At 30.8% G+C, this 11,805-nt stretch carries 10 protein-coding genes; 5 read left to right on the forward strand and 5 right to left on the reverse strand.

What is annotated here, in order from left to right; all coding sequences use genetic code 11:
• Window positions 1-158 precede the first annotated feature (158 nt).
• Both dsbD and CQA69_RS00405 read left to right on the forward strand, forming a co-directional pair.
• The gene (dsbD, locus tag CQA69_RS00400) at window positions 159-1,859 is read left to right on the forward strand and encodes a protein-disulfide reductase DsbD (RefSeq protein ID WP_137619867.1); all 1,701 of its coding nucleotides are present in this window, start codon (window positions 159-161) and stop codon (window positions 1,857-1,859) included.
• Between the two features lie 242 nt (window positions 1,860-2,101).
• Window positions 2,102-3,340: a major outer membrane protein gene (locus CQA69_RS00405; protein WP_137619868.1), complete on the forward strand. Its 1,239-nt coding sequence runs from the start codon at window positions 2,102-2,104 to the stop codon at window positions 3,338-3,340.
• A gap of 532 nt (window positions 3,341-3,872) precedes the next feature.
• On the opposite strand, the gene dnaJ is transcribed toward CQA69_RS00405, so the two are convergent.
• Window positions 3,873-4,985, reverse strand: coding sequence for a molecular chaperone DnaJ (gene dnaJ / locus CQA69_RS00410; protein WP_137619869.1), 1,113 nt, complete (start codon window positions 4,983-4,985; stop codon window positions 3,873-3,875).
• Between the two features lie 185 nt (window positions 4,986-5,170).
• On the opposite strand from dnaJ, the gene CQA69_RS00415 reads away from it, so the two are divergent.
• Genes CQA69_RS00415 through recR form a run of 3 tightly spaced genes read left to right on the forward strand, consistent with a single transcriptional unit; the run spans window position 5,171 to window position 7,654 of the window.
• Window positions 5,171-5,842, forward strand: a complete 672-nt coding sequence (locus CQA69_RS00415; RefSeq protein WP_137619870.1) for a response regulator transcription factor — start codon at window positions 5,171-5,173, stop codon at window positions 5,840-5,842.
• On the forward strand, window positions 5,839-7,080 hold the full coding sequence (locus CQA69_RS00420; RefSeq protein WP_137619871.1) for an ArsS family sensor histidine kinase: 1,242 nt from the start codon (window positions 5,839-5,841) through the stop codon (window positions 7,078-7,080). Before CQA69_RS00415 ends, CQA69_RS00420 begins: the two co-directional genes overlap by 4 nt.
• A complete protein-coding gene (gene recR, locus CQA69_RS00425; protein WP_137619872.1) occupies window positions 7,070-7,654 on the forward strand; it encodes a recombination mediator RecR in 585 nt (194 codons plus the stop codon). The genes CQA69_RS00420 and recR overlap by 11 nt, the downstream gene beginning before the upstream one ends.
• Here recR and CQA69_RS00430 read toward each other — a convergent pair.
• From CQA69_RS00430 to CQA69_RS00445, 4 genes are read right to left on the reverse strand one after another with little or no spacing between them, the layout of a single operon-like run.
• A complete protein-coding gene (locus CQA69_RS00430; RefSeq protein WP_137619873.1) occupies window positions 7,651-8,184 on the reverse strand; it encodes a HyaD/HybD family hydrogenase maturation endopeptidase in 534 nt (177 codons plus the stop codon). The genes recR and CQA69_RS00430 overlap by 4 nt on opposite strands.
• Entirely contained in the window at window positions 8,181-8,873 is a 693-nt protein-coding gene (cybH, locus tag CQA69_RS00435; RefSeq protein WP_137619874.1) for a Ni/Fe-hydrogenase, b-type cytochrome subunit, read from the reverse strand. The genes CQA69_RS00430 and cybH overlap by 4 nt, the downstream gene beginning before the upstream one ends.
• Window positions 8,874-8,882: 9 nt before the next feature.
• Window positions 8,883-10,610, reverse strand: a complete 1,728-nt coding sequence (locus CQA69_RS00440) for a nickel-dependent hydrogenase large subunit (RefSeq protein WP_137619875.1) — start codon at window positions 10,608-10,610, stop codon at window positions 8,883-8,885.
• Window positions 10,611-10,612: 2 nt separating this feature from the next.
• Window positions 10,613-11,752: a hydrogenase small subunit gene (locus tag CQA69_RS00445; RefSeq protein WP_137619876.1), complete on the reverse strand. Its 1,140-nt coding sequence runs from the start codon at window positions 11,750-11,752 to the stop codon at window positions 10,613-10,615.
• Window positions 11,753-11,805: the final 53 nt, after the last annotated feature.

Raw genomic sequence — 11,805 nt, forward strand, 5'->3', positions numbered from 1 at the left:
AAACCCTAAATTAATTATTTAAAAATTTTATAGACTAAAAGTGAATTTTTTGTGAATTATTGTAAATTTTTAACGTTAAAATCAAGTTAATAAAATTAATTTTTGGATATTTACCGCAAAAAACTATAATGCGTTTGAAATACTTTCAAGGAGTAAAGTTGCGTTTTATTATATTATTGTTGTTTAATTTTTGCATTTCTTTTGCTTCCATTTTATCTTTAAATGATGCCTTTCACGTCAATTCAAAAACTTACGATAGCTCGATAAATATCAATATCAAGCTAGGAAAAGACATTTATTTATACGCAGATAAAATAAAACTTCACATCAATGACAAAGATTTAACTTCTTTTTTAAATTTCCCACCAAGCACACAAAAAGACAACGAACAAGTATATTTTCAAGAGCTTGATCTAACTTTACCTAATCTGCTTTTAGAACATTACGCTAAAAAAAATCTCAACCAAATCAAACTTGAATTTCAAGGTTGCTCCAAACAAGGCTTATGTTACAATCCGCAAATTTGGTACCTCGATCTTACATACAAAAACAGCCAATTTTCCATTTCAAAACCTTACAAACAAAATAAACAGCCTAAAGAAAAATTCAACTCCCAATCCGAAGAAGGAATGATCGCTAATTTTTTAGCTACTGATAATCTTTTTTGGATTTTACTAAGCTTTTTTGGCTATGGTTTATTGCTTTCACTTACTCCTTGCATTTTACCGATGATTCCTATTCTATCCTCTTTAATCGTCGCAAAAAGTGGAGTAAAAAATTCTAAAAAACACAGCTTTTTACTCTCTTTTGTTTATGTATTTTCTATGTCTTTAGCTTATGCCATAGCTGGAGTTATGGCTAGTTTTTTAGGTGCAAGTGTGCAAGGGATTTTACAAAAGCCTAGTGTTTTGATCGCTTTTGCGTTTATTTTCGTTCTTTTTGCCTTAGCGATGTTTGATGTTTTTCGCTTTGAGCTTCCTTTAAAATTCCAAAATTTCATACACAAAAAAAGCGACAATAAAAAAGGCATTGTAGGTATAGCCATCATGGGATTTTTATCGGCTTTGATCGTAGGACCTTGTGTAGCAGCTCCTTTAGCAGGAGCGCTAATCTATATCGCAAATACCAAAGACGCTTTGCTTGGCGGAAGTGCTCTTTTTGTGATGAGTTTTGGCATGGGAATTCCCTTGCTTTTTATAGGCTTAGGGTTAGGGTTTTTAAAACCTGGGGCTTGGATGGAAAAAATCAAGCTATTTTTTGGCTTTGTTATGCTTGCGATGGCGATTTGGATACTCTCTCGCATTGTAGCAACAAACTATATTTTAATAGCCTTTGGAATTTTAGGCGTATTTTTTAGCGTTTTTATGGGACTTTTTGAAAAAGCTGATGACTTTTTGACTCGATTTAAAAAAGCTATTTTGATTTTAGTTTTAAGTTATTCGCTAAGTTTATTTTTAGGTGGACTTTTTGGAGCAAAAGATTTTTTAAACCCTTTTAGTATAAACACGAAGCAGCAAAATGAAACTTTAAACTATCATTTTATAAACAATCTTGATCAAATCAAACAAGAAATAAAAAACAATCAAAATGTAATGCTTGACTTTACCGCATCTTGGTGTGAAAATTGCAAACTTTTAGATGAACTTACTTTTAGCGATGCAAGAGTGATACAAAAAGTAAAAAACTACAAACTTATCAAAGTAGATGTGAGTCAAAACAATGATAAAGAAATAAAAACTATGCAAAATTTCGATGTTTTTGGACCTCCTGTTTTGATTTTTTTTGAAAATGGTAAAGAAAAATTAAAAATTACAGGTTTTATTAATGCAAAAGATTTGTTAGAAAAATTAAAATCATAAAAAAGTTATTATAAAAAATTTTAAATTATCCAATCATTTACTTTCTATATTTATACTTTCATACATGAGTAAAAACATTCATGAGAAAACTCCTTAAATAACCTTAGCTAAGCTATTTTAGCTAAGGTTATTTACTTTCAAAAAACCTGAAATTCAAAACTTTAAGCATTTTTTAAGATAAACTCCTGTTTTTTATGTTACAATTACATCGTTTTATTTTAAATTTTAAAAGGAGAATTCTCATGAAACTAATTAGACTTAGTTTAGTCGCAGCTCTTACTGCAGGTGCTTTTTCAGTAGCTAGCGCTACTCCAGTAGAAGAAGCAATCAAAGATATCGATGTATCTGGAGTATTAAGATATAGATATGAAGGTGCTAACTTCGATAAAGACTTCCCAGGAAGAAAAAGTGATTTAATGATGAGCAAACAAAATCATTTATATAGAGCACAATTTAATTTCAGTGCTGCTATAGCAGACAACTTTAAAGCTTTCGTTCAATTTGACTATGGTGCTAAAGATGGTGGCTATAGTAACGAAGCAACTCTAAACGAGAAAAAAACTCTTGCTGTTCGTCAATTGTATTTAACTTATACAAATGAGGATGTTGCTACAAATGTAATCGCTGGTAAACAACAACTTAACACTATCTGGACTGACAACGGAGTTGATGGTTTGGTTGGAACAGGTGTAAAAGTAGTCAATAACAGCATCGATGGCTTAACCTTAGTTGCTTTTGGTGTAGATAGCTTTATGACTGAAGAACAAGAAGGTGATATGAGCGGGTTTTTATCAAACATTATGGGTAGCTCAATAGGTAACATCTATGGTGCTGCTGCTATAGGTTCTTATGAAGCTCTTGGTGGTGACTTTAATCCACAATTATGGTTAGCTTATTGGGACAATGTAGGATTTTTCTATGCTTTAGATGTAGCTTATAGTACAACTATCTTTGATGGTGTAAATTGGACTCTTGAAGGTGCATATTTAGGAAACTCTTTAGATAATGATACTCAAGTTGGTTCTGATAATGGTAACTTCTTTGGTTTAAGAGGAAGTATCGAAGTTGCTGGTTGGGATGCTAGTCTTGGTGGTTTATACTATGGTGACAAAGATAAATACACTATGACTACAATTGAAGATCAAGGAAATATCGGTGGCGTTTTAGCTGGACAAGAAATTTTCTATTCTCAAGGATCTAACTTAACTGGTAGTATGGGTAGAAATCTCTTTGGTTATATAACTGCTGGTTATACTTTCGATGAAACAGTTCGCATAGGTGGTGACTTAGTATATGGTGGAACTGAAACAGCTGCTCATATAGGCGGTGGTAAAAAATTCGAAGCGGTTGCAAGAGTTGATTATAAATACTCTCCAAAACTTGACTTCTCAGCATTCTATTCTTACTTAGATGTAGATGCGGACAAAAATGGAGATGGCGATCACAATGCTATAAGACTTCAAGCTCTTTACAAGTTCTAAAAATAAAATTTAACTCTATTAAGCTAGGTTTAACAACCTAGCTTTTAAAAATATTTTTTAATTTCCTTTGATAAAACTCATCTTATTAATTTTGGATGTTAAGTCATACTTATGGCATTTTTCAAGAAAATGAGCAAAATAATTCCTTTAATAAATTTTTAATCTCATATTCTTTTAGTCTCTTGTAACTTGATATTTTTTCTCAAATCTTAAAAAATTACTTGTCTTTAAAAAAATCTTTTTAATAATTTTTACCTTTAGTATTTTTAATTTACTTTGTTTGAATTGTATTTGCATAGTTTAATTGTTTCTTTTAAAAAATTTTACTCTCTACTCTAATTTCATCTTGACTCTTGCCAATCAAAAAGTGATGCTTGTGAAAAGAAAATTAAATAGACTAGCTTTTTCCATATAATCATCATTTTGTATATGCACTTTTTATTCTCGTATTATATGCCGATAACTAAATTTTTATTAAATTACATAATTTTAGATTTATAGAGTATTATTTTTTATAGATAATTGATATTTTTTATTTAAACCAATCAGCTATTTTCTCAAAAAATCCTTTTTGTTCTTGATGCATTCCATCTTTGATACCAAAACTTTCACTTAATTTTTCTAAAAGTTCTTCTTGTTCATCATTTAAAGAAGTAGGAAATTTAATAGAAATTTGAACGATTTGATTTCCTATGTGAGAACTATGCACATCTTTTACTCCCTCTTTTTCAAGAACAAATCTTTGCCCATCTTTTGCACCCTTTGGCAAATTCAAAGTCGCTTCTCCACGTATAGTAGGAACTTTTACACTTTGACCTAAAATAGCTTGAGTAAAAAATACAGGATATTTTATATATATATCATTTTCATCTCTTATAAAGGTCCTATCCTCATCAGCAATAATCTTAACATACAAATCCCCTCTAGAACCATTTTTGCTGATATTACCTTTTGAATTAACCCTTAAATTCATTCCACTATCAACACCCTCAGGAATGCTAATTTCTACTTGATCCTTAACTTCTTGATAACCCTTGCCTTTACAATCGCTACATTTTTCACGGATACTTTCACCACTTCCTTGACAATCTGGGCAAGTTTGAGCAAAAGTGATAAATCCTTGAGAAATTCCTACTTGGCCGCTACCTTTACATTTAGGACAAGTTTGAAGTTTTCCGTCCTTAGAACCCGTTCCATTGCAAGTTTTACAAGAATCCTTATAAATAAAATCTATAGTTTTTTTACATCCAAAAACAGCTTCTTTAAAACTCAATCTTAAATTTACAATCAAATCACTCGAAAATTTTTCTTCACCTGTTTTCTTACGACGAGACGATCTTCCAAAGCCATCTCCAAAAAAACTAGAAAAAATATCGCCTAAATCTTCAAAACCACCAAAACCAGAACTACTGCCAAAGCCTCCTTTTAAGCCATCTTTTCCATATCGATCATAAACAGCACGTTTTTCATCATCGCTTAAAACCTCGTAAGCTTCATTAACTAGCTTGAATTTATTTTCAGCTTCTTTATCTCCTTGATTTCTATCTGGATGATATTTTAAAGCCATTTTTCTATAAGCCTTTTTTATGGTATCTTTATCAGCACCTTGTGTAATTTCTAAAATTTCATAATAGTCTAATTCCATTTTAATTCCTTAAATATCAACGCAAAATTTCAAATTTTATACCACTAAAAAACATTTTAAAAATTAAAACGTAATTTTAGCAAAAATAAACTCAATAATTTATCAAAATTTAAATAAAATTATGTAAAATATTCTATTTGCTATAATATAATAAATATTAAATACTTTTTTAAAGGAAAACATAAATGATTAACGTATTAATGATAGAAGACGATCCTGACTTCGCACAACTTTTATCTGAATATTTAGCTCAGTTTAATATAAAAATTACAAATTTTGAAACTCCAAAAGAAGTTTTGAGTATGGGAATACAAGGTTATGATTGCTTGATTTTGGACTTAACTTTACCGGGGATAGACGGGCTTGAAGTCTGTAGAGAAATCCGACAAAAAAGCAATATTCCAATTATTGTTTCTTCGGCTAGAGGAGATCTTAGCGATAAGGTCGTAGGACTTCAAATTGGTGCAGATGATTATTTGCCAAAACCTTATGATCCAAAAGAAATGTATGCAAGGATAACTAGCCTTATTCGTCGCACAAAAAGAATTGAAAATTTTAGTAATGAAAATATAAATTCAGCGTTTAAAATCGATGAAAGAAGACACGAGATTAGTTATCAAAATAAAGTTTTAACTTTAACTCCAGCTGAATATGAGATTTTAGAATATTTAATTCAACAACACAGCTATAGCGTATCCAGAGAACAACTTGTCAATCGCTGCAAAAGCCTTAAAGATAAAGATTCTAAGAGCCTAGATGTTATCATTGGTCGTTTAAGAGCAAAAATAAATGATAATTCTAAATCTCCAAAACACATTTTTTCTGTTAGGGGTATAGGATATAAACTAATAGGATGAGAAAAAAATATTCTATTTCTACTAAACTAGTTGTATTATTTGTTTTAACCTTTTTTTTAGTTTGTATTCTTTTTATAATTTTATTAAAAATTGAAGAAAACTCCTACGAAAAAGAAGGGGTTATAAGACAGAAGGTTCTTGTTAAAAATATGTTAAGCTCTTATAATTCAAATTTTAATATAAATGCCTATTTTAACAACAATAACTTTTCTATTATAAAAAATTCAAACCTAAAAGACGCAATTAAAAAAAATGCTAAAATTCTTTTTTATGACAACGATAATCAAATATGTCAGTATTTTTCTTTAAAATATCAAAATGATCTTTATCTTGATATTCAATGTGAAAATTTTCAAAATCTCTATAAAGAAAATATAAATGATAGAGTTTATAATCTTTTATTGGTAGGATTTTTCTTCTTTTCTTTTTTAGTCGTTTTTATGTATTTTTCAGTTTTAAAATCACTCGAACCACTTAAAAAACTTAGAAAGCAAGTTGCCAAAGCCGCGAATGGAAAAAAGTTTGAATTTACAGAATATCAAGAAGATGAAATTGGCAAGATTGCTTTTGAATTCAAAAAAGCTTTCACAAGAAGTCAAGAACTTATAGAATCAAGACAACTTTTCCTACGTACAATAATGCACGAATTAAAAACTCCTATAGGTAAAGGAAGAATCATTGCTGAAATGATTAAAGAGCAAAAGCAAAAGGAAAGACTTATCGATATATTTTCGCGCATGGATTCTTTGATTAACGAATTTGCAAAAATTGAAAATCTCTTTTCAAAAAATCATAATTTACACTTTAAACCTACACATTTTAGTATCATACTTGAAGAGGCTAAAAATTATTTAATGAAAGACGATTTTAACAAAATCGTTAAAATTTATTTAAATCAAGATTCTTTAATCAATGCAGATATGGAAATTTTTCCTTTAATCTTAAAAAATTTAATCGATAATGCTTTAAAATACTCAAGCGATGGGACTTGTAAAATTTATTGCTATAAAGACTCTTTTGTAATTAAAAATCTAGGACAAGCCTTAAGCGAACCCATAGAATACTATTTTGAAGCCTTTACTCGAGAAAAACACCAACAAGCTAAAGGAATGGGTCTTGGGCTTTATATAGTTTTTGAAGTATGTAAGTTACATAATTTTGAGATTACTTATTATTATGAGAAAGGCAAACATTGTTTTAAAGTGTTCTTTGGAGATAAAAAAAATAATGACTTATAAAGAAGATCTAGAAAAATTTAATGAACTCATAGAAAGTTTTTCTAAATTACCTACTATTGGAAAAAAAACAGCTATTCGTCTTGCCTATCATATTTGCACTGGCAATCAGTTTGAAGGTATGAAGCTTGCGCACAATATTGAAAATGCTTTACGCTTTATCAAACCTTGTCAACAATGTGGAGCATTAAGTGAAAATGAACTTTGTGGAATTTGTACAGATGAAGAAAGAAACAAAGATACCTTATGTATAGTTCAAACTCCAAAAGATATTCTAACCATAGAAGAAAGTAAAAGCTATCAAGGATTTTACTTTGTTTTAGATGAACTAGATAGTAAAAAATTAAATAAATTAGAACAAATGATATTAAGACAAAATGCTAAAGAATTGATATTTGCTTTACCGCATAATCTTAATTCAGATGCAACTATTTTTTTTATAGAGGATAGATTTAAAGATTTAAATTTACAATTTAGCAAAATAGCGCAAGGGATTCCAAGTGGAGTTAGTTTGGAAAATGTCGATATGGTATCTTTAAATAAAGCAATCAACTATCGCATTAAAATAGAAAATTAATTTTTATAAGCAATATTTGCCAATTCCTGCAAAGAATGATCGGCAATCTTTTCGTAATCAAAACCTTCTTTTTTTAAATAATCAAGCAAGGTCTTTTCCATAATTTCACTCGCTTTTAAAATTTCTTTAGAAAGCTCAAAGCTCATCGGCTCTATACGCTTAGGGATACAAGCTAAAATTTGAGTTTGTGGTAAATCGCCAAGAAGTTCTATATATTGTAGAGTTTGGAGCATTTCAACTTCGTGAGCACTGCCACTCCAATTAATATTTTTTGGTATCGCTTCATAAGGAAAGAAAAAAACATCTCCTATACTTGCATCATCTGCATCGATACAATCAATTAAAATCATTTTATCATAACTTGCAATTATATAACTTAGCTGTAAAGCTAAAGTCCCGCCGTCAATAAAATCTAAAGTGTGGATAGGGTGAGTAAATTCATAATTTTTTTTAAAAAAATTACAAATATGAACTCCTATACCCTCATCTGCAAACATTATATTTCCTATGCCTAGCACAAGGAATTTCAATTTCCTTCCTCTTTTACATATTTATAACCACTAAAAATCGCGTCCATAGAACCATTTTTAGCTTTTAGAGCATTAAAAATAGCCATATAAACATGTACAGGGATAAAAATCATAATAACCCACATTAAAATTCTATGATAAGTTCTAACTTCAGCTAATCCTCCAAGCATTGCTTCAAGTGGTTTTAAAAGATTATACAACATTCCACCTAAACCTTGATGATAAGTATGAATATAAAGAATAAGTCCTGTTAAAATGATACCTAACATTACAAGATAAAAGAAAAAATAAGTAACAAATTGCAAAGGATTATACACCCCTCTTAAATGAGGATGTTTGCCTAAAAAAATATAAAATTTAATTTGATGAATCCAAAGCTTAATATTAAAAACATCTATAATTGAAACGCGTTCTTTACGACTTACTTTATCACAAAAGAAAAGATAAACCTTAAAAATAATACAGGCAATCAAAATAAATCCTACTGCTTGATGGATTAAGCGATATTTAGCTTGCATAAAATTAATAGGCTCACCATTGCTTATGGGACTTTGAAATACATAAGAAAGATAATATCCAGTTCCTATTAACAATACTATAGCAATAGCACGAATCCAATGCGTCAAACGCAAACCTATACTAAATTCATATTCAGCTTTTCTTTGCAATTTTTCTTTTTTGTTTTGCATAAAAGCCCCCTATAAATTTACATTAACTTTGTATTCGCTTAAATTATTTCCCTTAGTATCCATAACATGCACAGCACAAGCTATACAAGGATCATAAGAGTGAATTTTGCGTATAATTTCAAGTGGTTGCTTCACATCGGCAATTTTTAATCCTATTAAACATTGTTCATAACTTCCACCTATTCCATTAGCATCTTTTGGACTTGCATTCCAAGTTGAAGGAACAACAGCTTGCCAATTTTCAATCACGCCGTCCTTAATTCTACACCAATGACTTAATGTTCCTCTTGGCACATGCCCAATATAACGGCCTCTGTATTCACCATTAACCATTTTACTTGTATCTGGAGCATAAGGTGCACAAGTTGTTTGATCTACTTTTAGATTTTCTACTAAATTATTAAATGCCCTTAAAGCATTATTGGCTATGATTTTTGCTTCTATACAACGTGTAGCAGTTCTTCCAAGAGTGCTAAATACTGCACTTAAAGGAAGTCCTGTTTCTTTTAAAAACTCATCTACCACCGAAACAACGTTTTTATTTCCCTTAGCGTAATTAACCACTATATTTGCAAGTGGTCCTACTTGCATAGGGCTTCCTTCATAGCGAGGTGCTTTAATCCAGCTATATTTTCCTTTGGTGTCAAAAACTTTAGAATCGACTTTATTTCCATGATGATCTATGCTTTGACCATCTATAAATCCTGTATAATTTGGATTTGTTTTGCCTTCATAAGGATGCAATGGTTCATTATCTACATACCAAGAATGAGTTGCCTCTTCGGTAATTTTATCTTCATTTACATCATAAACTTTACTCAAATCTCCATTTTTAATTATACCGCTTTCAAATAACCATTCATTTTTTCCAAGTTGAAATTCTTGAAAAGTAAATAGATTATTTACTCCGATATCATTTAAAACACTGGCTTCATTTGCATAAGCTTTTCCTGCCATTACAAGATCTGGATAATAAGCACGATTAACAAAATCTTGAACTTCTTGAAATTTAGCCATATATTCACCCATTCTTGAAGGACTTAAAAGATCCATAACGCAAGTTACACCACCTACAGTTAAACTCTGCGGATGTGGATTTTTAGCACCAAAAATTGCCATACACTGAGCAATAATTCTTTGAATTCTTAAACATTCTAAATAATGAGAGAGAATGATTAAATTTTCTTCTGAAGTCAAACGATAAGTTGGATGTCCATAATAAGCATTTGCAAAAGGTCCCAAATTACCTTTATCCACAAAGGTTTTAAGTCTTTGTTTTACTTCAAGAAGTTTATCAGATCCAGTCGCATAAGGATTTGAAGTGTATTTAAAAGCTTCATCACTTGCTTTTTTAGGATCTGCACTTAGAGCACTTACAACATCAGCCCAATCAAGCCCATGAAGTTGATAAAAATGCACAATATGATCATGTAAAAAAAGTGCGGCATTCATTAAAGTTCTAGTAAGCAATGCATTCAAAGGGGGAACAATACCTAAAGCATTCTCAACTGCAACAATGCCTGCTTTATAGTGAGAAAAAGTACAAACTCCACAAATTCTTTGAGTCATAAAACCTGCATCTCTTGGATCTCTTCCCTTAACGATGGTCTCAATACCACGCCACAAAGTAGAACCTGCATAAGCTTCTTTTACTACATTGTTATCATCAACAACCACCTCAACTCTTAAATGTCCTTCTATTCTTGTAATTGGATCAACTATTATCTTTTGACTCATTTTTATTCCTCATTTTTTTTCATAGAAGCAATTACTGCATGAGCAGCAATAGCAACTCCGGTAAGTGTTAATACACCAATTCCTATTTTATCCGATACACTATCAGCACCCATACCAAAGACTGTATCGAATTTGTGACTTGCCATAGGCTCTTCAAAAGGCCCCATAGTATCCCAAAAATTTGGTTCAGAACACCCTATGCAACCATGTCCTGCTTGAATAGGCCAAGAAGTATGCTGATTAAATCTTTCTCTTGAGCAATTATTAAAAGTATAAGGTCCTTTACAACCTACCTTATAAAGGCAATATCCATTTTTTGCACCCTCATCTCCAAAACTTTGCACAAATTCACCTGCATCAAAATGTCCTCGTCTTTCACAAAGATCATGAATTCTTAAACCATAAGCCCATTTTGGCCTATTATATACATCAAGAGCTGGTAATTCTTTAAAAAGTAAAAGTTGTAAAACATTACCTACAATATTTTTTTCACTTGGAGGACATCCTGGAACATTAATGACTGTTTTATTGGTTACTTTATTTAAAGGCTGTGCATTACTTGGATTTGGTCTTGCTGCTTGAATACCACCAAAAGAAGAACAAGTACCAATTGCCAAAATAGCATAAGCATCCTCACTCGCCATCTTAGCAAGTTCATATCCGCTTTTTCCATGTGGTCCTATAGTAAGATAATGTTCTTTTTCTCCACAAGGTATACCACCCTCCACCATTAAAACATATTGGCCTTTATATTTTTTAATAGCGTTTTCCAAATTTTCTTCAGCTTGCCAACCTGCAGCAGCCATAACAGTTTCATGATATTCTAAAGATATATAATCAAATATCAAACTATCAATAGTTGGCGTATCACTTCTTAATAAACTCTCACTACAGCCTGTACATTCTGCCATATGAAGCCAAACAACAGGAAGTCTGTCGGCTAATTCTGCAGCTCTTGCCACCATAGGAGTAAAACTTGCAGGAAGTGCTAAAAATGCAGTCATTGCTCCTGCCCATTTCATAAAATCCCTTCTACTAAATCCAGCTTTTTCTAAAGCCATAGGAATAGAATTTTCAGGATTTAAAGAAGGAAGTTTTTCAAGCATCGCTAAGCGAGACTCTATTTGACTATAATCGACCATGAAATTTTCCTTAAAATAAAATTACTATATAATAGAATAACATAATTTAAAAT

Source organism: Campylobacter estrildidarum (assembly GCF_005406205.1).
Taxonomy (GTDB): domain Bacteria; phylum Campylobacterota; class Campylobacteria; order Campylobacterales; family Campylobacteraceae; genus Campylobacter_D; species Campylobacter_D estrildidarum.